This is a genomic window from Calothrix sp. 336/3, assembly GCF_000734895.2.
Taxonomy (GTDB): domain Bacteria; phylum Cyanobacteriota; class Cyanobacteriia; order Cyanobacteriales; family Nostocaceae; genus 336-3.
Genome location: NZ_CP011382.1, coordinates 5,407,023 through 5,430,621, shown reverse-complemented (window position 1 = coordinate 5,430,621; position 23,599 = coordinate 5,407,023). Strand labels below are relative to the sequence as shown.

Below are 23,599 nucleotides of genomic sequence, written 5' to 3'. Positions count from 1 at the left end.
ATACTGTTTATTCTGGTCAATGATTATACTCACTACTTTTCCGAACGTCTAGGGAATAATCACTGTAATCCTTATATATAAATCTTTTAAGGCTATTGCGTGTAAATAAAAATCTCAAAAAATAGTTAAAATTTTGACATAGTCTCTGGTCAATGAAATTAATAATTACAATCAGTGGAGCCAGAAACCCAAACAATTACCAAGTATTTGTCAGGACTTGCATTTATTTATCCGCAAGGGGGAAAACTAGGGTTAAACCGAGATTTAAGAAGGGAATATGAATAGACAATTGGCAAAGAAAATCTTAACAATACCAGTATCTTTATTAACTTGCCTCTGTGCAGTTACACCCGCGATCGCCCTTCCTGGACAGGATGCAGAAGATGTTGGCGCTTGGATTCAAGCCCATCCTACCCTACGTCCCAGCCGCAATGAAAAGTTTCTAATTAATAAAACCGATACCGCAGCCCAGCGTTTCACCTTTCAGGCTTCCGTAATGCCACCGGGGAAAATAGGTGTATTTACGAACCGGGGAAAAATTCGCAGCGAGCGCATATCTATCTATGATGCGATTAATGGCATGAGTTTCAACCGTTTACAGGAATCCCTGCGGATTATTTACGGTATGGATATCTACCAAGATTTTAAACGGGCACAGACAGTTTATGAGTATCCAAGTTCAGGACAAATTAACTCAGCCAGATTTGCCAAAAAGCCGATTCAGGAAGCGTTACAAGGAGAATTACGACTTGGCGATCGCTATGCATACTGGGTGGAAATTGCCCAACCAAGGGAAGGTAAAGCATATATTGGGCAAATGACAGTTCTCTTGAAAGCAGATTTGGAGAAGTTACAAGAGGAATTAAAGGTTAGGTAGATTATTCTGAGAGACACAATAATTGTAGTGGGAGCGTCTCGCTCCCTATTTTCAGTTAGGTAGTAGTTTGAAGTTGGTGAGATTGCTTCCTTACACTGAGTCGCAAAGCGACACGCTGCGCGACAGGGTACTATTTTTGCTCACAACTTGTTACTTGTTATCAAATCAGGGAGCGAGACGCTCCCACTAAACATTTTTACCCATCACAACTTATGGGACAGACTATCAGCTAACGCGAATGACTGCACCCATACTTTCCTGGGTATATTTATTCACTGCACAGACAGCATAGGTTCCTGGTTGCACGGTAGCAAAGGTTGTACCAGGGGAAAGAATGCGTTGTAATGTCCAAGTCTCTCCCTGTTGTTGGTAAACTGTCCAAGAACGAATTTCCTGATTGTCTCCTGGTTGCCAAGATAATCGACGATTCGCTACTTGCAAAGATTTGGGTGCAGCAGGTAGGGTATTATCACGCCAAGACATGGTAGGAACTAGGGCAGGTCTAGGGTAGAGTGATTCTTGGAAGGTTTGATTAATTCCTTGACGATTTTCCATAATCGAACCAATACTAAAGAAAATATTCCCCAGGGATAAATTATTGGCAAGGTTGCGACTAATTTTTACTTGTTTGCTAATCTCTTCGTCTTTCCAAGCTTTTCCATCCAGTTGGGAAATGTTATTACCTGCGTAGACGTGGCGTTTTCGGGAATTAATCTCAGTCCACCATTTTAACAGGGCAGGGTAACTCTGTTTTGCTTGGTCAGTGCGCCAGTAAAGTTGGGGAGCGATATAATCAACCCAACCTTGTTCTAACCATTTCTTAGCATCAGCATACAGGACATCGTAGGCATCTAGTCCGGTAATTCCTGCGGGTTGTCCAGGTCTGTAAATACCGAAGGGACTAATACCAAATTTAACATGGGGCTTGAGTCCTTTAATACCCTGCCAGAGGCGTTGTACCATTTGATTGACGTTTTCCCTACGCCAGTCCCCAAGGTTCAAAGTCCCGCCACTACTGCGATAGGTAGCATAGGTTTGATTATCAGGAAAGGATTGTCCTTGGATAGGATAGGGATAAAAATAATCGTCTAAATGGATACCGTCAATATTGTAGCGGCGGACAACATCCATAATCACATTATATGCCCGGTCTTGAACTATCTTGGCTCCCGGATCCATCCATAATTGATTCCCCCATTGATAGACACATTCGGGGTTCGTGATAGCGATGTGGGGGCGAACATTTCTCCCTTGCTTGGTGGTGGTTTTTGCACGGTAGGGATTAAACCAAGCGTGACATTCCATATTGCGTTTACGGCATTCGGCGATCGCAAACTCCAAAGGGTCATAGAATGGAGTAGGTGCTTGTCCTTGGGTTCCAGTTAGCCATGCACTCCAGGGTTCCAAGGTGGAAGCGTATAAAGCATCTCCTTCTGGACGAACTTGCAATATCAGGGCATTAAAATTTAAACTTTGCAGTTGATTGAGAATATTAATGAGTTCGGCTTTTTGCTCCTCGGTAGATAATCCCGGTTTTGAGGGAAAATCACTATTCCACACAGTCGTCACCCAAGCACCCCGAAATTCTCTGGTATGACTGACTTTCACTGTTTGTAGTGGGTTATTGAGGTTAGCAGGAGGAGTGACAATATAGTTAGAGGCGATTTTCTCAACTTTGTTTTGGAATACTAACCCTTGGTAAATCATTGCCGCTAAATCCCCACGGGTTGCAGCCAAATTAGGATTAAGAATTTTGAGATTAGGATAATTAACAATAATTTCTGCTTTCGTGGCGATCGCTACCGCACTTCTGGCATAACTAGGAATTGCATTCCCATCTTGGAAAATTTGCGGTAAGACAGTCAGTAAATCTGGCTGAATTTTGCTGGCAATCTCTAAACCATTCACCAAGGAAACCAAGATATCTACCCTGGCAATTCTTTCATTGGGGCGAAACGTTCTATCAGCATAACCGGAAAGAAAACCACTGACAGAGGCTTTTTCAATTGCCTTTGCAGCCCAATGACTATCAGGAACATCAGTAAATTTTATGACTTCTCTCTTGGCAGTAGTGGAAAACACACTAGTAATAATTGCGGCAAACTCTGCCCGTGTAACGGAGTTGTCGGGGCGAAAGGTACCGTTAGGATAGCCGTTAAAAACCCGACGCTGGGTAAGAATTTCAATAAATCTACGTGCCCAATGGCTTTGAATATCCGAGAAAGTAACAGAAGTCGTCACCATAATTTTTACTGGCAGATGGGTGATTTTCCTCTGTTATTTTAATCACATTTTACAGAAGCGATCGCCCCAGGAAACCAACTATTCCCCCTGCCAAAACTAACCAAGCAGAATTCACTCGGAAACGGAAAATGGCGATCGCGCTGATTACTGTTAACACCACTGTTAGCCAATCAATTATCGCTGTGCGCGCCAAAGTATAAGTAACTACAGCCATTAGTCCCAGGGAAGCCGCATTTACTCCATCCAGAAAGCTACTGACCCAAGGTGATTGTCGCAATTTTGTCACCCAGGGATTAATTACCCATACGAGGACAAAGGCAGGTAAAAATATACCAACTGTTCCGGCGATCGCCCCAGGATTTCCCGCCAGCAAGTAACCCACAAAGGTAGCCGTAGTAAACACGGGACCCGGTGTAATTTGACCAATGGCGATCGCGTCTAAAAGTTGTTGAGAGGTTAGCCAGTGGTTCGTTTCTACCAGTTCTCGCTGTAAAAAAGCTAACAAGACGTAGCCACTACCGTAAAGAACAGAGCCAATTTTCAAGAAAAACCAAAAGACTTGCAGCCATGTCACAGAGGCAATTACAGCTGTAGAGCTTCCCACCTGCGCGAAAAATACAGGCATTAACCAAGCAGAAACATTAGTATTTTTACTCTTGCCAATGTTCTTAATTAACATCACCCCTAAACCAGCGAGGAGCAACAACAAAAGTTCATCTATGCGGAGAAAAAAAGCAACCATCACCGCAACAGTGGCGATCGCTGTCCACATATCCTTAATCGCTTTTTTGCCAAGATTCCACAAAGCTTGGATGACAATGGCAATAATGACGGGTTTGACACCATACAACAACCACTCCACCTGGGGAATTGTTTGGTAGTGAGTGTAAATTGCTGCTAGAGTCCAGACAATCACCATCGCTGGGAAAATAAAACAAAAACCAGCAATAACTAGTCCTTTCCATCCCCCCCTTTCATAACCAATATGAATAGCTAACTCCGTAGAATTGGGACCAGGGATTAAATTTGTTATACCCAATAAATCTAATAGCTTTTGATGACTTAGCCATTGCCGACGAGTTACCACCTCATCATCCATCATCGCAATATGAGCGGCTGGACCACCGAAGGCGATCGCCCCCAATTTTAAAAATACAAGTGCCAATTCTTGCAGTCGTTGTCTTTGCTGTCGGGGATTTAATTCTGCAAAACCAACTGTCTCTGTAGTCAAATGGTTATCTTCTGTATTTTGGGTCATAGAATCATGTTAATTGCAGTCATACACCCTAGGAAACAGGTAATATTGCTATCAGCTATACACACTTAAATTGCGTATATCACATTGACATTCTAGTCGCAAGGTAACTGTATACAAACCCACTAGATTTTTGATGTGTTCATCACAGATTAGCAACTAAAAACAATGGGATGAAATTTTGTTTATTACAAACAATTTACCTGAATTCAGCCAATCGTTATATTTCATTACCGAAAATATATACCACCTGCATAATCTCATCAGAAAAAATGTGTTACACCTGATTAACTCAAGGAACTAGATGAGAAATTCCTCGTCCCCTTGATGAGAATAAAATAGATTGCCCTAGTCTTTATATCTTGAGGAGAAGTGAGTGAAAGAAATCCTATCAAACTTAACCAGTAAACCCCTAGCCTTTATTTCTCTAGGTTCATTACTAGTGACTGGAAAAATAGCTGTAGCCAACGAAAGCAAAAATGTAGAACCCGTAGAACGTCCTGATGCGAAAGTAACACCAGTATCCGCAGACAGTCAAAAAGCTTGCATCAAGCATCCGAAGCTGGGAAAATTCTTTTGCGCTCATGCGGAACAACTATCTCATTTAAAAAAGGGAAATCCTGAAATTAACGCTACAGATACAAATAATGAGAACGCCTTACTTGGTGTGACAGATGAAGAAAGTGACGCGGCTGTAGCGATGTTTGGTTGTGATTGTGTGGCATCAATCAACTGTTTGCGCCGTCTACGCAATAGTTTACCTTAGAATATCTATTACTGAGTATATTGTGAACTAATTTTAAAATATAGGGTGTAACTATTTTTCTTTTTTAAAGTATAAATTTAAATGATGAATATTGAGGTTTAGTCATCTAGAAAATGTAAATCTATGAATCGTCGCAGTTTTATTAGTCTGTTCTTATTCGGCTTATTATTAAAATGCTCCCCTGCCTTGGCTACTGTCAAGCACAAAACTAAATCTCGGCATAAAACTAAATCTCGACTCAAAAGCAGACAACATAAGTCTAAATCTGCACAATGGATTTCTGTAGGAACTGTCGCAGAATTAGATAAAACTGGTCAGATATACAAAGAAAAAACACATCTCGGTGCAATTTTAGTGATTGGAACATCGAAATCCAAAAAATTGATTGCAGTTAATCCAACCTGTACCCATCTCGGATGTAAAGTTGACTGGGAAATTGCAGATAAAATCTTTCTCTGTCCCTGTCATGCTTCTGAATTTACCACAGACGGTAAAGTAAAAAATGGTCCAGCAACAAAACCACTAGCAACTTATAAAACAAAAATAGAACGTAATCAAGTCATGGTGAAGCGAAATTAAAATTATAGTGTTTCCCCCTCTATTAAGCGATGTCTTAAAATCTTACACCTAACCCCATCCTGATAAGGAGAGAAGAACAAAGCTGCACCTCGTTAGGTTAGTAAATACTACATTCCCTGAGGAGAGATACAGATTTTCTCAGTAATAAAGTAAAAAATCTGCTTTCTGTAGTCATGATTGATATATTGCAAATAAATATGCGAAGGTATATAGCAAATCTCATTTTCCAACTCAATGCAAAACCCCAAGTCAATTAAGGTTCCGAAAGCGACTCGCTACCAAAATGCAGCGATCGATTATTACATGGGACTCACAAATTCCTCTTTCCTGCATTACGGGTATTGGGAAGAACTACCTGCTCCTGGAGAAGAATTAACGATTAGTAGCTTACGGTTAGCTCAGGAAGCCTATTCTATCAAGCTGATGGGTTTTATCCCAGAGGGGGTAACAACGGTATTAGATGTTGGTTGTGGTATAGGTGGTAATGCTAAATACTTGTCTGAGGGATTACCCTTAGGCGATCGCCATCAGGAAGATGGTTCTGCAAAACGCCATTTTCTGGTGGAGGGATTAGCACCGGATAGCCTGCAAGAGACAAGATTTATTGAGAATACCCAAGGGAAAGTACCTTTTTACTTAAGCCGATTTGAAGATTTTCCCCCAACTAAATCCTACGATTTAATTTTGTTTAGCGAAAGTAGTCAATATATTTCTGCCGATGATTTAGCCCAAGGAGCTTCTCGTTTGGTAACTAGTGGTGGTTACGTTCTCTTAGCAGATATGATGCGTTTAGACGGAGAATATAAAGAGGGTATTTTTTCTAATTGCCAGGTAAAAGCAGAGCTAAAAACAGCTTTAGAAAAAGCGGGATTTCAATTAATAAAATCTGAAGATATTTCTCAGTCAGTTGCACCAACTATTGATTTATGTATCAATAATTTTCAGACTTTTGGGCTAACTACAGGTAAATATGTGGCGGATGTTTTACAAATTGCCGTTCCTCCCTTACATACTCTCTTAAATTGGGCATTTAAACGTTGGTTAGAAAAACCCATTGTTGAGGGCTTAGCAGCCAGGAAAATTTTTGAAAATCATCTTTGCTATGAAATTCAACTGTGGCAATTAGCAAATAAATAGAAGTTATTTGGGCAAATAAAATATAGCAGATTGCAAGTACATAAAAGAACCATGGAATGACTATCTTTCCCTGCCAATTTAGTACCTGATTCAGATAAAATATGCTGTATAACATCTCTCCTAGCTTCGCATTCTGTCTCAAAAAGAGGAGAGAGATAATTTTGAAACTTTAGTTCTTTTTATACTCTAGAGATAATCCTGCCTTGATATTTGCCCCACAATAAAAAATCCCTCCAAACATCAAATTTGGCGGGATATCTAGAATTAATTACGAGTTTTAGCTAAAAACCTGTTGATTTACAGCTTAGTGCCACATTCCGGACAGAAGTTATTACCTGGCTCATTTTTAGCTCCACAGTTACCGCAATAAATCGGTTCAATGGCAACCTTTGGTAGTTGTTTGGGTAAACCTACCATTTGAGAATTATTTTTGCCCGGTGCAACCATGGGATAACAGTTTTCGTCTCTGGTGACGTGAATATCCAGAATTACCGGACCGGGATAAGCAAGCATGGCGGCGATCGCCTCTGCTAGTTCTTCCCGTTTGTGAACTACTATGCCCTTGATGCCATAAGCTTGAGCAAGTAACTCAATATCAGGCATCCCCACTTCCATATTCGAGGAAGAATAACGCTCACCGTGGAATGCTTGCTGCCATTGACGTACCATTCCCTGCCAACCGTTATTCACAATCACAGTCTTGACATTTATCCCATACTGTGAAAGAGTTCCCAATTCCTGTAAGCACATTTGGAAACTGGCATCACCACTGATACAAATCACCTCTTCATCAGGAAAAGCTACCTTTGCTCCCATGGCAGCAGGAACACCAAAGCCCATAGTTCCTAAACCAGCACTGGAAATCCAGCGTCGAGGTCCATTTTTCAAGAACTGCGCCGCCCACATTTGGTGTTGTCCCACATCGGTGGTATAGAAAGCGTTTGGTGCTTGCTTACTGACTGCGGTGATAGCTTCCTGGGGAGAAATACTATCAGGATGAAGGGGTACAAACAGGGGATATTCTTCTTTCCAACGGTTAATTAGATTTAACCATTCCTGGGTTTGATTGGGAGTTCCTTGGATATGTCCTTCCCGACATCGCCGTAAAATATCTTTGAGGACAGTACGCACATCACCCACAATGGGGACTTCGGGGACACGATTTTTACCAACTTCCGCCGGGTCAATATCAATATGAATTACCTGGGCGCGGGAAGCGAACTCATCCAGTTTTCCTGTCACCCGGTCATCGAATCTTGCACCAACGCAGATTAATAAATCACAGTCAGTGACGGCAAAGTTAGCGTAGGCTGTACCGTGCATTCCTAACATTCCCAGGGATAGGGGATGATGCTCGTCAAAGGCTCCAATCCCCATCAGGGTAGTAGTTACGGGTATTTGGAATAACTCCGCCAATGCTTGAATTTCGTTGTGGGCGCTAGAGGCGATCGCCCCTCCACCAACATATAACAAAGGACGACGGCTTTCACGAATCAACTGAATCGCCGCCACGATTTGCCGAGGATTACCTTTGACGGTGGGACGATATCCTGGCATTTTTACCTGTCCCGGTTCTATAGGGACATAATCAAACTCTTCAAAGGCTACGTCCTTGGGAATATCAATTAACACAGGACCAGGACGACCAGTACTAGCAACATGGAAAGCTTCCGCCACAATCCTTGCCATGTCCTTGGGCTCACGGACGACATAGGAATGCTTCACAATGGGTAAAGTAATACCGTAAATATCAGTTTCCTGGAAAGCATCTGTACCAATCATTTTCCGAGGTACTTGCCCAGTTACAATCACCATGGGTACAGAATCCATGTATGCTGTTGCGATACCTGTCACCAGGTTGGTTGCTCCTGGACCAGAAGTGCCAAAACACACACCCACTTTCCCCGTAGCGCGGGCATACCCATCGGCGGCATGGGCTGCACCTTGCTCGTGTCTCACCAGTATGTGCTTAATGCCACCATTGGCTTCTACTTTGTACAAGTCATCATAAATAGGCAGAATGGCTCCGCCGGGATAACCGAAAATCACCTCGACTCCGTGGCGCTGGAGACTATCTAGTAGAGCAAAACCTCCAGTCGCCCTTGTGGGCTGAACGACTGCGGGTAGAGATGCATTAGATTGGGCTTGGTTTTTGGTTTGGGGGGAACTAATGGGCGAACGCGATGGCACAGTCAAACCTCACGCTGATAGCTAAGTTTATGGGAAAATTGTAGTTAATGTTTCATTTTAAATGAAAACATCAATATATATTGCAAATGGTGAAAAAATAGTGTAAGTCAGAGAACCAAGACTTTTGTAATCGGTAGTCTCTACAGACCTCATGCCTACAACATTTAATTCAAATATAGCGTTTTCTGTGGGGATGCAAGAGGATTTGTCAGAAATGAAGTGGCGTTGCTGATTGCAGTATGATTTTTGTTTCACCCAAAGATGCAGAAGCGCAAAGAATCTCAAATTTGGATTTTGAAAGCATTAATTTTCATACCCTATTCAGCAACGCCGAAAGGAAGTTTTCTCCTCTGGGCTTCTTTGGCTAATCAGAACTAGTGGTATATATAAAATCTAGAAGCGTCTCGCTCCGACTACAAATTTTTACTATCACAAAAATTCATAAAATCAATCAATATTCAGTAAAATTACGGTAACATTCTAGTACAAATACTGCCATTAATTAAAATGTATTGATGTGTATTTTGACTAATGCAGGCTCTACCAATCTCAGAGTGGAAGTTTTGCACCACTAATAGAATTCAGAAAATAGAGACGATTTGTTAATTTTTATTCTTAAATTTGAGTCTAAATTCTTTATTGCCTTGACTTTTCTCGATTATCACTAGATGTATCTAAGCTTAACTATTGAGAATATTACAGAGAACTGTGGATACAACTTGCATCAGTGCGATATGTGTAATGACAATTTCAGTTGTGGACAGGCTTAAGCATGAAAGCTAGATTACCTGAGAACGAAGCCCAAAGAATCGTATCACTTTTACAATATAGAATCCTTGATAGCCCCACAGAAGCTGCATTTGATGACCTAACTCGTTTAGCATCCTATATTTGTGGGACTCCCATTGCTTTAATTAGTTTAGTTGATAGCGATCGCCAGTGGTTTAAGTCCAAAGTTGGTTTAGATATATCAGAGACTGACCGCGATGCAGCATTTTGTGCCCATGCTATCCTTGATACTGATGTTTTGGTAGTTCCTGATGCTACTGCTGATCAAAGATTTGCAGATAACCCTCTAGTAATTGGGCAAGAAAAGATTAAATTTTATGCTGGTGTTCCTCTGATTAATCCTGAAGGATATGCTTTAGGGACACTTTGTGTGATTGATAAAAAAGCGCGTACCTTGAGTTCTGAGCAGTTAGAAGCATTACAAACTTTAGGTCGTCAGGTAGTTAAGCAAATGGAACTACGGCGCAATTTACAAAGTTTACTGCTGAGTGGTGGTGAGCATTCAGGGTTAAAGAAAGAGCGTCATCCGTTATTTTTCAAAATTGCTGGAGGATTTGGATTAGCATCAGCCATACTTTTATTTGTGGGGGCGATCGCCTATCAAAATATCCAAGGACTAGTTAAGAGTAATCAGGAAGTTAGTAGTACTCAAGAAAAAATTTATCAATTAGAAAAGCTTCGGTCACAAATTCACAGTGCTGAGTCGGGGCAAAGAGATTATCTTATTACTGGAGATGAATCCTATCGAAAAGTATATGAAGCTGCTGCTATAAATATTAGTAATCAGTTGAAGGCTTTTGTTGAAAGTAATCCTTCTCAAGTCAAGCAAATTGACATACTCAAAACTTTAATAACAGACAAACTACAGTCATTTCAAAAAGGTTTAGAAATTCGCCAAAATCAAGGATTTGAGACAGCATTTCAGTCCCTAAAAAACAATCAAGATAAAAATCTTATTAACAGCATATATAGTAATATAAATCAGATAGAAGATGAAAAGCAACAAGAATTAAAAAAACATTTATCTCTGTCTCAAATTAATGCCAAAAAGGCAAATTTTACCTTGGCGATCGCTACCGGGTTAGCTTTGTTGATTTTGGCTATAGTTTATCGCCTAATTTATCGTGAAGTCACTGAACGTAAAGAGATAGAAGAATCCTTAAGAACAGAACGAAACTTTATCACTACTGTTTTAGATACTGCTAATGTCTTAGTAATAGTTCTCAATTTAGAAGGAAGAATTATTCGTTTTAATAGAGCTTGTGAAGAAACAACAGGATATTCTTTTGATGAAGTGAGAAATAGATATTTCTGGGATTTCTTATCTACACCAGAATCAGCCACATTTACTCAAGGAGCTATTGAGCAAATACTGTTTGATAAACGTCCTCAAAAATATGAAGCTAATTATTTAACAAAAAATGGAAAAAGTCGGACAATTGTTTGGTCAAGTAATACTATTTGTAACCAGCAAGGCTTGGTTGAATACATTATTTACAGTGGCATTGATATCACAGAAAGTAAGCAGATAGAAGATTCTTTTAATCAGCAATTAGCCGCCATAGAGACAACAGCTGATGGTATTGCTATTTTGAATTCTCAAGGTGAATATATTTATATAAATCAGGCTCATATTAATTTATTTGGATACAGTCAAGCTGAAGAGTTCCTAGGAAGTACATGGCATAAACTTTATCGTCCTCAGGAAATAGAATGGTTGGAGAATAATGCTTTTCCGCAACTGACAAAAAATGGTTTCTGGAAAGGAGAAACCATCGCTCTGAGAAAAGATGGTAGTATGTTTGCTGAGGCAGTTTCTCTGACATTACTAGAGGATGGTGGGCTAGTCTGTGTCTGTGAAGATATTAGTAATCGCAAGCAAGCAGAACAGTATTTAATTGCACAATACTCCATTGCCAATATCATCGCCCAATCAACTTCCATAAAAGAGACTATTCCCCAAATATTAGAGAGTATTTGTGAAATTTTGGCGTGGGATATCGGTGAGATGTGGATGTTGGAGGAAAATCATACAACTTTACGATGTTCTGATATTTGGTATCCCCAATCCTTTGATATAGAGAATTTTGTCCAAGTAACCCTAGAAACTACTTGTGAGTTAGGAAGGGGAATACCTGGCAAAATTTGGGCAGATTTGCAACCGATATGGATTAACGATGTTGTAGAAGATGATAATTTTCTTCGCAGTCAGATTGCCACCCATCTCGGATTACATAGCGCTTTTGGTTTTCCTATCTTTAGTGGAAACAAATTTCTGGGCGCAATGATTTTCTTCAAGCGAGAAATTATACCTTGTGATGGGAATTTACTTCTACAGATGAACTCCATTGGCAACCAGATAGGTTTATTTATTGAACGTAAACGATGGGAGCAAGAACTGAAAAATCAAAACTTGCGATCGCGGTTATTAGCTTACGTGACTCAGAAAATTCGTCAATCCTTAGAAATCGATGAAATTCTCCGAATTAGTGTCCATGAAGTGCAGAAAATTCTCAAGTCTGATCGCGTATTAATCCTACGTTTAGAAACAGACGGTTCTCTACAAGCTCTACAAGAAGCTGTACTTCCTGGTTTACCTGTAGTCATGGGAGAATCTATTCTCGATCCTTGTTTTGCAGATAAGTATGTCGAGAAGTATCGTCAGGGTAGAATTAGTAAAATTTCTGATATTGAGCAAGCTGATATTCAACCTTGTCACGTCGAATTGCTGCAACGCTTTGCAGTCAAAGCTAACTTAGTGATTCCCATTCACCTCAAGGATGAATTTTGGGGTTTACTAGTTGCTCATCAATGTACAAATACTCGTCAGTGGATTGATTCCGAAACTTCCCTTTTACAGGAATTAGCCAATCAAATAGGTATTGCTTTAGCTCAAGCTCAACTTTTAGAAGCAGAAACCCTGCAAAAACAAGAGCTAGAAATTGCTCGTCACCAATCAGAATTAGCTTCCCAAGCTAAAAGTGCTTTTCTGGCAAATATGAGTCATGAAATTCGCACTCCCATGAATGCTGTGTTGGGAATGACAAGAATTTTATTGGATACTTCTTTAACATCAGAACAGCAAGATTATCTAGAGACAATTCGTGTCAGTGGAGATGCCTTATTAAATCTCATTAATGAGATATTAGATTTATCTAAACTAGAAGCAGGGGAAATGCTTTTAGAAACCCTAGATTTTAATTTGTCTACCTGTGTGGAAGAAGTTTTAGAGTTACTAGCTCCCCAAGCTCACCATAAACAACTAGAGCTTGCTTCCTTGATATATAAAAATGTCCCGATTTATCTGCAAGGGGATGTGAGTCGTCTCCGGCAAATTATGATGAATTTGATTGGTAATGCCATCAAGTTTACTCTCACAGGAGAAGTGGTATTGAGGGCTGAGTTAGTTTCAGAAACATCTACTAGTGTGGTTATCCATTTTACGGTGACTGATACCGGAATTGGCATTAGTTCTAAGCATCAAGATAATCTCTTTAAACCCTTTACACAAGTAGATGCTTCCACGACTCGGAAATATGGTGGTACAGGTTTAGGATTGGCAATTTGTCAACAGTTAGTAACTTTGATGGGGGGAGAAATTGGTGTAGAAAGTCAAGCCGGAGAAGGCTCAAAATTCTGGTTTGATATTCCCTTTAACAAACAATTGCAACCTCAAAATACTAACATTATCAAAGATGTCAGTTCAGTAGCAAATAAACGATTATTAGTAGTTGATGATAATGCAACTAATCGCAAGATAATTCATCATTTAGCTACGAGTTGGGGTATGCAGGTACATGAAGCCGAAGATGCGAGTATTGCTCTCAAGATTTTAGAGACTGCGGCACAAGAAAAGAGACATTTTCACATAGTCTTGGTTGATATGCAAATGCCGAATATTGATGGTTTAACTTTAGGTGAAAAAATTAAGCTAAATCCAGCAATATCTGAGATTCCTCTGATTATGTTGACTTCTACAAATCAACGTCATGAAGTACAAAAAGCTATAAAAATTGGTTTTGCTGCTTATCTCGTCAAACCAGTGAAAGCATCTCGCTTGTTAGATACAATTATGAATGCTTTTGAGGGATATTCACCAGAAAATACCTCAATAGAAAAGGGAGTCAATTCAGAAAAATTACCCTTATCTTCAGTAAATAGGAAACTTTCCCATTCGGAAACACCTAAATTAAGAATTCTGCTAGCTGAAGATAATCTTGTCAATCAAAAAGTTGCCCTTAAACAATTGGAAAACTTGGGCTATCGTGCAGATGTAGCTGCGAATGGTCAAGAAGTCTTAGATTTATTAAAGAAAATTCCCTATGATGTGATATTGATGGATTGCCAAATGCCGATTCTTGATGGTTTGGAAGCTACACAGGAAATTCGTCGTTGGCAAACTACATCTTTTCTCAGTGGTCGTCCTCCGATAATTATTGCTATGACTGCTAATGCGATGAAGGAAGATAGACAAATGTGTTTAGATGCGGGGATGGATGACTATTTAAGCAAACCAGTTGTTAAAGAGAAATTAGCGGCAATTATCGAATATTGGAGTCAGAGTCTAACTACCTCATCAGAAAATCCACCTGTATCAATTGTAGAAAATACGCAAGATTCTGATGTTGATAATAATCAGAACAACCTCGATATTGATTGGGAACATTTACACCAACTCTCAGAAAATAATCCAGAGTTTGAGATAGAACTATTAGAAATGTTTGTTGAGGATGCTTTATCCCACTTGGAGCTGATGAAAGACGCGATCGCCAACCAGGATTTTCAGTCTTTTGCTAAGGAAGCTCACCACCTCAAAGGTTCTAGTGCTAACATCGGAGCTAAATCTATGCAGACTGCCGCCGACCAGCTAGAATTGATGGCATTGCAGAAAGAACGTCGGGGTACGGCTCATTTATTAACTCACCTAGAGGAATTCATCTCCCGCATTCAAGCTTTTTTAACAAATCTTAAATAATTTAGTTTATCTATCCTCTAGGAATTAGATATACCAACCGACTTGACCCTAGGATAAATCCGGTAAACTGTTGAAATTGACTGTTTTTTATTTTGTCTGATTTTGTCCTATGGCGATTTTTTTATTAGAAGTTGGTACAGAAGAACTACCCGCAGGTTTTTTGAGTGGGGCGATCGCCCAGTGGCGAAAATTAATTCCCACGAGTTTGGTGGAAAATTGTCTAGAGAGTGCATCTATTCAAGTTTATGGGACTCCGCGACGGTTAGCGGTGGTGATTTCCGGTTTACCCACCCAGCAACCAGATCGGGAGGAAGAAGTCAAGGGACCTCCTGCTCAAGCTGCATTTAAAGATGGACAAGCAACTCCTGCTGCTCAAGGTTTTGCCAAGAAACAGGGGGTTTCCCTAGATGCGTTGGAGATTCGTCCCACGGAAAAGGGAGATTTCGTGTTTGTGAAGAAATTAATTCCGGGTCGGGATGTGGCAGAATTGCTAACGGAATTGATTCCCCAATGGATTTTTCGTTTGGAAGGTAAGCGGTTGATGCGTTGGGGGGATGGGGATGAGCGGTTTTCCCGTCCGATTCGCTGGTTGGTAGCACTTTTAGATGAGAGGGTGTTACCTGTGGAATTGGTGAATGGTGTGGAGACAATTAGGAGCGATCGCACTTCCCGTTGTCACCGTGTGTTGCATCCAGAAGATGTGACAATTCCCCACGCTCAAGATTATGTGGATGTTTTACGTTCTGGCTACGTGATGGTGGATGGGGAAGAACGTGCCACAATTATCCGTGAACAGGTGGCAGCTGCGGCGCAAAAACTCCAGGGATATGTGGAAATTTATCCCGATTTATTGGAGGAAGTGATTAATTTGGTGGAGTATCCATCGGCTGTTATTGGTAAATTTGAGACGGAATTTTTAAATTTGCCGAAGGAAGTCACAACTACAGTCATGGTGAGTCACCAGCGCTATTTCCCAGTATTTAAAGATAGTAATTTTCAAGAACTACTCCCGAATTTTATCACCATTTCTAATGGCGACCCGGAAAAACAGGAAGTTATTGCCACTGGGAATGCACGGGTAATTCGTGCCCGATTAGCTGATGGCAAATTCTTCTATGAAAGTGATTTGAAAAAGCCTTTAGAAACCCTGTTACCTAACTTGGAAAAAGTCACATTTCAGGAAGATTTAGGCTCTTTACGAGTCAAGGTAGAGCGAGTTAGCAAGATTGCGGAAATTATCGCCACCCAACTACAATTATCCGACCCAGAAAAAGCTGATATTCTCCGTTCTGCCTTACTTTGCAAAGCTGATTTAGTGACTCAAATGGTCTATGAATTTCCCGAATTGCAGGGCATTATGGGAGAAAAATATGCAGCAGCAAATGGGGAAAATGTCAATGTTTCCAAAGCAATTTTTGAGCATTACTTGCCCAGAAACGCTGAGGATATGTTACCCGCAACTTTAACCGGACAAATTGTCGGACTAGCTGACAGATTAGACACCTTGGTGAGTATTTTCGGTTTAGGAATGATTCCCACGGGTTCCTCCGACCCCTTTGCTTTACGTCGTGCGGCAAATGCGGTGGTGAATATTACCTGGACAGCAAATTTAGGGATTAATTTACAACAGTTACTCACAGAAATTACCCAGGATTTTGCGACTAGATACAAGAAGGATTTACCAGATTTACTCGCCACCCTGCAAGATTTCTTCCTCCAAAGAATTCGTACCCTCCTGCAAGATGAAAAACACATTGACTACGACTTAGTAAATGCTGTGTTAGGAGAAAACGACAGAGAATATACAGAAAGAGCATTACAGGATTTACTCGATGTCCGCGATCGCGCTAATTTCTTACAATCTATTCGCAGTAACGGCACATTAGATAAAATCTACGAAACAGTTAACCGTTCGACTAGACTCGCGCTCCAGGGGGACTTAGATACCGCTCAACTTTCACCCCAAGCTGTAATTCATCCCCAATTCTTCCAAAAACCCTGCGAGTCAGCTTTTTATGAAGCTTTGTTACAACTCGTACCCCAAACCCAAGCAGCAAAAGCATCTCGGAACTATCAACAGCTAATTACCGGATTAGAAACCATCGCTCCCACCGTCAGCAACTTTTTTGATGGTCCCGATAGCGTTTTAGTCATGGATGAAAACCCTGATATTAAACGTAACCGTCTGTCTTTACTCGGTTTGTTACGAAATCATGCGCGGGTTCTAGCCGACTTTGGCGCGGTCGTAAAAAATTTGTAGCATATGACAATAAAAAGTTGTGTAAATTATGCCCAAGAAGCGCTAGGATAATGAGTGCTTAACCAGGGATCTTTGCTAGATACAGTCTATGTCCAAAGCTCATATAATTGGATTGGGAAAGTCCGGTGTCGCGGCGGCAAGATTGTTGAAACGGGATGGTTGGGAGGTGATGCTGAGTGATAGTAACACCTCCGAAAACCTCCTAAATCAACAAAAAGAACTCGCTACGGAAGATATCACCGTCCAACTCAGTTATTCCCTGAAGTTAGGTGGTGAAGACACACCAAAATTAATCGTTGTCAGTCCCGGTGTCCCCTGGGATATCCCAGTGTTAGTACAAGCAAGGGAACTAGGGATTGAAACCATCGGGGAAATGGAATTAGCATGGCGACATTTACAAGATGTTCCCTGGGTGGCGATTACGGGTACAAATGGTAAAACGACTACTACTGCTCTGATTGCCGCAATATTTCAAACTGCTGGATTGAATGCTCCTGCCTGCGGTAATATCGGCTATGCAGCCTGTGAGGTTGCCCTAGGTGAAAAGCCTGGTGAAAAGCCACAGTGGGTGATTGGAGAAATTAGCAGTTACCAAATTGAGTCTTCCTCTTCCTTAGCTCCTCGTATTGGAATTTGGACAACCTTCACCCCTGACCACCTCGCACGACACAAAACTTTAGAAAATTACTACAGTATCAAAGCCCAACTCTTGCAGCGATCGCAACTGCAAATTATCAATGGTGATGATCCATACCTGCGTCAGGTGGGTTTAGAAGATTGGGGAAATGCTTTGTGGACAAGTGTTCAGGGTAAAGAATATTTAGTTGGCGATCGCGGTTTTTATATTCAGGATGGTTGGGTATGGGAATCCTTAGGAACCGGGGAAGATACAGCGATCGTTGAAAGCCATAGCTTACGGATGGTGGGAGAACACAATTTACAAAACCTCCTCATGTCCGTTGCTGCTGCTCGACTAGCAGGAATTAACAAAGAAGCAATTGCCAAAGGAATTCGTGAGTTTCCCGGTGTTCCCCACCGCTTAGAGCATATCTGCACTTGGCAGGGAATAGATTTTATTAATGATAGCAAGGCAACTAACTACGACGCGGCAGAAGTTGGTTTAAATGCAGTGACAAGTCCGGTAATTCTGATTGCTGGGGGAGAAGCTAAGGCAGGAAATGATACAGCTTGGCTCAGTAAAATTAAGGAAAAAACCGCCGCCGTCCTATTGATTGGGAATGCTGCACCTCAATTTGCCCAAAGGTTAGAGGCAGAAGGATACAGCAACTACGAGGTTGTAGGAAATATGGCAAATGCCGTTCCTCGTGCTGGAGAACTGGCAAAAGAATCCCAGTCATCCGTAGTTTTACTGTCACCTGCTTGTGCCAGCTTTGACCAATACCCCAACTTCGAGGCACGGGGTGATGATTTCCGGCAACTGTGTTTAATGCATTTTTCTGCTGAATAGACCACAGGGGAATCGACATATAGCGTTTCTCATTCTAGTGAGGTATGGAAGAACCCCTCCCCAGCCCTCCCCGATTTCGGGGAGGGTGCCCGATAGGGCGTGTAGGGTTGTATTTCATCTGATTGGGAAACGCTATATACACATTCCTAAACCCTTGTTCTGTCTGGGTTATGTCTGGCTTTTTTATATTTTGGGTTAGTATAAAAAGAATAGATAAAAGTAAAATGACAAGGCAAAGCACGAATTGTTTTAAATCTATAATTCATCTAGTTTTTTTCGTAGTGCTTCTAAGTCTTCATCGACTACTTGGTTAGCTGTGTATTTAGATGGGATGACAGAAGCTTTTAAAGCTATCTGTGCTTTTAAAGCAGCTAATTTCTCATCTACTTCACTACTAAATTCTATTGCTGCAAATTGGCTTTCTAGGTCTGCACCTGCAAACTCTACCAAAGGCTGACATTGGGCTTCTTGCATCAAAACTTTTGCTTTCATTACACTGCTATTGTTCATACTACAACCCATGTTTTGAAGTGGCTCTTGAATTTTAGCAGCTATAATTTGGGTTTTAATCTGAGTTTTAAATACATTAGCTTCAGAAAATTTGCTTTCAAAGGCTGCTAGTTTACTTTTGAGAACATCTACTAAGGCAGTTTGCTCATCTAAATTGGCTTTAAGAGTATTAGCTTTTTGCGTAAAAATCTTTTTTTGCTTGAGTGCTTCTCGTGCCAGATCATCACGACCTTTTTGCACAGCCAGTTGTGTACGTCCTTGCCACTTACTTACTTCGGATTGAGCTTGTTCATACTGTTGCAGCGTTTGTTTTTGAGTAACCACAATTGGGATTACAGCTCGACGTAACTTTAACAACTCTTGCTGCATATCCTCAATAGCTAGGTCTAGTAGTTTTTCTGGGTCAACTCCTTGTTGAAGTAGTCGATTTAAGCCAGCTATCCCAAGCCCAACTACAGAACCAGCAGCGACCATCGGAGCCATACCAACAGCAAAGGCAGTTCCCCCCGTGGCAACTCCTACACTACCAATGGCAGCAGAAATACCACCACCAACAGATGCTCCAATTGCTGCTGCACCAACAGATGAAGTATCCTCCAGTGTGATTAGTCTTATAGCTTCATATAAGGCAAGACCAGTTAAAGCACCTGTAGTAGTTAAAGGAACAGCACCAACGCTCAAGCCAGTCCCCTTTGCAAGTATCCCTATTTTGCCAAGGGATGCACCTGCTACACCTCCTAGTAGTGCTAATGCAATAGCGTCTTCATAGTTTTCTGTGCTGATTTCGCTCTTAGAATAGTTAAGTTCTGCCTTGGCAAGTCGCTTCATTCGACCAAACAGTTGTCCCATAGCACTGTATTTCCTTTCACTGGTTCTACATTTGGAAAGTAATCTGTATTGTCTCAGCTTAAACTAAGTCAAATTTTTCTACTTCGTAGAAATCAATGAAAATTTCTTAACTCTTATTAAATGTCGTATAAAGAAAACCTTTATCTTTTAAGTATTTAAAACAAAAATGAGTCTGCTATTTTTTCTCCTCATCTTCCCCGTTTTTCAGCATTTTTTCAAATTGGTATAAGTTAGAAGGCGATCGCGTAGCGGAAGGTCGTTCTATCGCGTAGTGGAATGAATTTCGATCGCGATCGCCCTACGAGGAATTAGGCGATCATCGAGTGAACCGCGCTAACAAATCCTCTCGTGATAAACTCGGTAGCTGTAACAATAAAGCTGCATATTCTTGGTTATTTAAAGCGATGATAGTTGGGGCGATCGCAGCTAATTGGGAATCAAGCACACCAAAACGAGCGGTAAGTAGGTTTTCCAGTAACTGCCGTCGTTCTTGTTCGATACCTTGCTCAATACCTTGCTCAATACCTTGCTCAATACCTTGCTCAATACCCCGACGCTGGGTTTGTTCTTCCCATTCTAAATAGGCTTGCGATAGGTTCATAATTACCTCGGTATCTTCTAAATTCATTTCTCTATTCACTTCTATGCTAATCTTCCAGCTGTAAAGCAGTTTTAAAATTTGGTTGCGTTTGCTGTCTTGCGGTGGTAAAGCGATTACTTCTTCTACGGCTTGCTTTTGGGTTAAACCTTTACCTAAGATTCTTAACCAAAGTGTATCAGGTGTGCGATTTAGGCGATCGATAACAATGATTCGAGTTAGAAGTATTTTCCCTAGAAAATAAATACCATTACCCCAAGTTTCATCTTGAGTTACGTTTAAATCTTCTAATAAACGCTCGGAACAGGATGTCGTGATAATCCACAGTCGGGGAAGTTGCTCATCGGATATTTTTTCTTCCTCTCGTTTCGCTTCCCGTTGGGTTTCAGCTTCCAGATGATAAAGCTTGTATAAACAACTGCGGATTTCTGGGTTGGTTGGTTGTTTGCGGTATGGTTCGAGCAAGCACGGTGTTTGTGCTATTCTACCTAGTAATCCTAAATCCTCTGGAACTGTTGTAGATGGGGAGGGAGTAAACCAAACATCGACGAATTTTGCTTCCCCTGGGATTTCATAGTTGATTCTAACTTGACCTAATGGTGAGAGAAATTCTTCAAAAAACTGTTTGGAAAATTGGTCAAAAGGATTTCTAGCCATTGATTCACTCGGTAGATGCTCGCCACAAATTCCTTTTGATTATCTAGTTATTAGAACATTTTTACTAATTTGCTTTACAAAAGTTGAAGTGAACATTAATGTTGGTTAAATTCCAATGGAGTAGAGAGCGATCGCGCTTTGCGTGGCTCCCCTTGGGAGCATCGCGTAGTGGAAGGTAGTTCTATCACCCTGAGGTGCAAAACATTTGTAGTGGGAGCGTCTCGCTTCCTGATTTGAGGACAACAGAAAACTATCAATATCAATGACAGTTACTATCTGTGACAGCAACTTATGGGTTTAAGCAGGTATTTAATATTCAATTCCCGGTTGTGCTTTTACCCCTTGATCACGGAAAGGATGTTTAACTAAAGTCATTTCTGTAACTAAATCAGCTTGTTGGATAAGTTGATGGGGTGCGCCTCTACCTGTCAAAATCACATGATTATCCTGAGGTTTTTTCGCCAAACCATCGAGAATATCTTCAACTTCCAAATAGCCCAGTTTTAACGCAATATTCACCTCATCCAACAAAACTAATTTATATTCTGGATTTTGGATATATTCTAAACTGCGTTGCCAAGCAGCTTGAGCTTTTTCGATATCGCGATCGCGATCTTGGGTTTCCCAGGTAAAACCTTCCCCCATCGCATGAAAAACTAACTGATCTTCCCACAAACTGAACACCCGTTTTTCCGAAGGTTCCCACGCACCTTTGATAAATTGCACGATCGCCACCTTATAACCATGACCTAGCGATCGCAACACCATCCCTAATGCGGCGGTAGTTTTACCCTTCCCATTGCCAGTATGCACCACAATCAAACCCTTTTCTGGCACTGCTTCGGCAATCCGTTGGTCTTGGACTTCCTTGCGACGCTGCATTTTTTGGCGATACTGCTGATCATTCAAAGCAGCATTTGTGGATGAGCGGACATTATTCCCAACTTGATCATTTTGCATAACAGGAATGGATGAGCTAGAAAAATCGGACAACCTGACAAAGGGAGAAGGGATTTGTAGATGTGGTCAAGGATATAAACCGCGATCGCTCCAAGCTTGAGCAACTCTACCCACACCTAAACTATAAGCTGCTAAACGAATGGGGATACCCCTTGTCTTTGATTCTTGCATAACTTGCCTGTAGGCTTGCACCATTAACTGCTCCATTTCTCGATTTACCCTTTCCTCATCCCAAAATACGTAGGAAAGACCTTGCACCCATTCCAAATAACTCACCACCACACCCCCAGCATTTGCCAGAATATCCGGTAAAACTGTGATATTTTGTGACTCTAAGTATTGATTAGCAGCCAAAGTTACTGGACCATTTGCCGCTTCTGCAATGATTCTCGCCTGTACTTCCTTGACATTTTCTTCTGTAATTTGATTTTCCAGAGCTGCGGGAATCAATACATCACATGGTAAAGTTAATAACTCTGCATTACTGATAGCAACCCCTGGGGAAAAACCGACAACACTCCGATGATTTTGGGCAGTATAGGCTTTTAAGGCTGGAATATCCAAGCCATAATCATCATATACACCTCCTCCACCAGTAGAAACAGCAATAATTTTTGCTCCAGCTTGGTGTAATAAAATCGCAGCCGCACTACCGACATTCCCAAATCCTTGAATTGCTACCCGCACACCCTGCAAGGATTTACCCATATCTGCCAATGCTTCGCGCACGGTAATCATTACCCCCCGCCCCGTTGCCATTTCCCGACCACGGGAACCACCGATAGACAAGGGTTTCCCTGTCACCACACCAGGAACCGCATGACCAACATTCACAGAATAAGTATCCATCATCCATGCCATTTCCCGCGCCGATGTCCCCATATCTGGTGCAGGTATATCTACACTTGGTCCAATATCTTTAATTAACTCACTGGTATAGCGTCGAGTAATTCTTTCTAATTCCCCCACACTGTATTTTTTCGGGTCAATTGCAATACCACCCTTTGCCCCTCCGTAGGGGATACCCAGTAGGGCACATTTCCAAGTCATCAGCATTGCCAAAGCCGATACTTCCCGTAATGTCACCGCCGGATGGTAACGGATACCACCTTTATAAGGTCCCAAAACATCACAATGTTGTACCCTATGTCCTGCCAAAACTTGAATTTCTCCGTTATCCCGTTTCATAGGGATAGATACGGTGACAACTTTGTGAGGGTGACTCAATACTTCCAAGATACCTGCATCTAACTTTAACTCCTTTCCTGCCTGTTCTAGATAACTACAAGCTTGGTCAAAGGGGCAAATATGTGCTGGAGAGGCTGTTTCCCAGGATGGGAGAGAACTGGCTATCATAAGTATTTCTTCTCACTCCGGTCTGGTGATATACCAGATTGTGATGGCTAGCCTAGCCCAATTTTTCCCAGAAAATATAACTTTCGTAAATTTCGTTACATTTTTTTAGCCCATTATCTTTTTTTAGCA

Annotated in this window: 14 protein-coding genes; 7 read left to right on the top strand and 7 right to left on the bottom strand. The window is 41.2% G+C overall.

Translation table 11 applies throughout. The features are described from left to right. Nucleotides 1-277: 277 nt before the first annotated feature. The gene (locus IJ00_RS22635; protein WP_035157002.1) at nt 278-877 is read left to right on the top strand and encodes a hypothetical protein; all 600 of its coding nucleotides are present in this window, start codon (nt 278-280) and stop codon (nt 875-877) included. A gap of 225 nt (nt 878-1,102) precedes the next feature. Here IJ00_RS22635 and IJ00_RS22630 read toward each other — a convergent pair whose 3' ends face one another. Further along, on the bottom strand, nt 1,103-3,121 hold the full coding sequence (locus IJ00_RS22630) for a family 10 glycosylhydrolase (RefSeq protein WP_035156994.1): 2,019 nt from the start codon (nt 3,119-3,121) through the stop codon (nt 1,103-1,105). 49 nt (nt 3,122-3,170) lie between these two features. Beyond that, nucleotides 3,171-4,379, bottom strand: a complete 1,209-nt coding sequence (locus IJ00_RS22625; protein ID WP_035156992.1) for a chromate transporter — start codon at nt 4,377-4,379, stop codon at nt 3,171-3,173. Between the two features lie 373 nt (nt 4,380-4,752). Here IJ00_RS22625 and IJ00_RS22620 point away from each other — a divergent pair, with 373 nt between their 5' ends. The 3 genes from IJ00_RS22620 (at nt 4,753) to IJ00_RS22610 (ending at nt 6,858) form a co-directional block, all read left to right on the top strand. Next, the gene (locus tag IJ00_RS22620; RefSeq protein ID WP_035156989.1) at nt 4,753-5,142 is read left to right on the top strand and encodes a hypothetical protein; all 390 of its coding nucleotides are present in this window, start codon (nt 4,753-4,755) and stop codon (nt 5,140-5,142) included. A gap of 123 nt (nt 5,143-5,265) precedes the next feature. Beyond that, nucleotides 5,266-5,721 carry a ubiquinol-cytochrome c reductase iron-sulfur subunit gene (locus IJ00_RS22615; protein WP_035156986.1) on the top strand — a complete coding sequence of 152 codons (456 nt, stop codon included), beginning with the start codon at nt 5,266-5,268 and terminating at the stop codon, nt 5,719-5,721. 234 nt (nt 5,722-5,955) lie between these two features. Further along, on the top strand, nt 5,956-6,858 hold the full coding sequence (locus tag IJ00_RS22610; protein ID WP_035156984.1) for a class I SAM-dependent methyltransferase: 903 nt from the start codon (nt 5,956-5,958) through the stop codon (nt 6,856-6,858). A gap of 297 nt (nt 6,859-7,155) precedes the next feature. Here IJ00_RS22610 and ilvB read toward each other — a convergent pair whose 3' ends face one another. After that, complete coding sequence (gene ilvB / locus IJ00_RS22605) at nt 7,156-9,054, bottom strand: biosynthetic-type acetolactate synthase large subunit (protein WP_035156982.1); 1,899 nt, start codon at nt 9,052-9,054, stop codon at nt 7,156-7,158. 766 nt (nt 9,055-9,820) lie between these two features. On the opposite strand from ilvB, the gene IJ00_RS22600 reads away from it, so the two are divergent. The 3 genes from IJ00_RS22600 to murD all read left to right on the top strand — a co-directional run bounded on the left by IJ00_RS22600 (nt 9,821) and on the right by murD (nt 18,540). Next, nucleotides 9,821-14,812, top strand: a complete 4,992-nt coding sequence (locus IJ00_RS22600) for a response regulator (protein ID WP_035156979.1) — start codon at nt 9,821-9,823, stop codon at nt 14,810-14,812. Nucleotides 14,813-14,921: 109 nt separating this feature from the next. Next, entirely contained in the window at nt 14,922-17,072 is a 2,151-nt protein-coding gene (glyS, locus tag IJ00_RS22595; protein WP_035156977.1) for a glycine--tRNA ligase subunit beta, read from the top strand. Between the two features lie 88 nt (nt 17,073-17,160). After that, a complete protein-coding gene (gene murD, locus IJ00_RS22590) occupies nt 17,161-18,540 on the top strand; it encodes a UDP-N-acetylmuramoyl-L-alanine--D-glutamate ligase (RefSeq protein WP_035156975.1) in 1,380 nt (459 codons plus the stop codon). Nucleotides 18,541-18,795: 255 nt separating this feature from the next. On the opposite strand, the gene IJ00_RS22585 is transcribed toward murD, so the two are convergent. From IJ00_RS22585 to IJ00_RS22570, 4 genes are all read right to left on the bottom strand, one after another. Beyond that, nucleotides 18,796-19,899: a PspA/IM30 family protein gene (locus IJ00_RS22585; RefSeq protein ID WP_052754521.1), complete on the bottom strand. Its 1,104-nt coding sequence runs from the start codon at nt 19,897-19,899 to the stop codon at nt 18,796-18,798. A gap of 316 nt (nt 19,900-20,215) precedes the next feature. Beyond that, entirely contained in the window at nt 20,216-21,154 is a 939-nt protein-coding gene (locus tag IJ00_RS22580) for a hypothetical protein (RefSeq protein WP_035156973.1), read from the bottom strand. Nucleotides 21,155-21,463: 309 nt separating this feature from the next. Then, nucleotides 21,464-22,114, bottom strand: coding sequence for a cob(I)yrinic acid a,c-diamide adenosyltransferase (gene cobO / locus IJ00_RS22575; protein WP_046814895.1), 651 nt, complete (start codon nt 22,112-22,114; stop codon nt 21,464-21,466). A gap of 66 nt (nt 22,115-22,180) precedes the next feature. Further along, nucleotides 22,181-23,470, bottom strand: coding sequence for a Glu/Leu/Phe/Val dehydrogenase (locus tag IJ00_RS22570; RefSeq protein WP_035156971.1), 1,290 nt, complete (start codon nt 23,468-23,470; stop codon nt 22,181-22,183). Between the last annotated feature and the right edge of the window lie 129 nt (nt 23,471-23,599).

Coding starts and splice junctions, on each gene's coding strand:
- IJ00_RS22635 (WP_035157002.1), top strand. CDS start 278: ATGAATAGACAATTGGCAAAGAAAATCTTAACAATACCAGTATCTTTA.
- IJ00_RS22630 (WP_035156994.1), bottom strand. CDS start 3,121: ATGGTGACGACTTCTGTTACTTTCTCGGATATTCAAAGCCATTGGGCA.
- IJ00_RS22625 (WP_035156992.1), bottom strand. CDS start 4,379: ATGACCCAAAATACAGAAGATAACCATTTGACTACAGAGACAGTTGGT.
- IJ00_RS22615 (WP_035156986.1), top strand. CDS start 5,266: ATGAATCGTCGCAGTTTTATTAGTCTGTTCTTATTCGGCTTATTATTA.
- IJ00_RS22610 (WP_035156984.1), top strand. CDS start 5,956: ATGCAAAACCCCAAGTCAATTAAGGTTCCGAAAGCGACTCGCTACCAA.
- IJ00_RS22600 (WP_035156979.1), top strand. CDS start 9,821: ATGAAAGCTAGATTACCTGAGAACGAAGCCCAAAGAATCGTATCACTT.
- glyS (WP_035156977.1), top strand. CDS start 14,922: ATGGCGATTTTTTTATTAGAAGTTGGTACAGAAGAACTACCCGCAGGT.
- murD (WP_035156975.1), top strand. CDS start 17,161: ATGTCCAAAGCTCATATAATTGGATTGGGAAAGTCCGGTGTCGCGGCG.
- IJ00_RS22585 (WP_052754521.1), bottom strand. CDS start 19,899: ATGGGACAACTGTTTGGTCGAATGAAGCGACTTGCCAAGGCAGAACTT.
- IJ00_RS22580 (WP_035156973.1), bottom strand. CDS start 21,154: ATGGCTAGAAATCCTTTTGACCAATTTTCCAAACAGTTTTTTGAAGAA.
- cobO (WP_046814895.1), bottom strand. CDS start 22,114: ATGCAAAATGATCAAGTTGGGAATAATGTCCGCTCATCCACAAATGCT.
- IJ00_RS22570 (WP_035156971.1), bottom strand. CDS start 23,470: ATGATAGCCAGTTCTCTCCCATCCTGGGAAACAGCCTCTCCAGCACAT.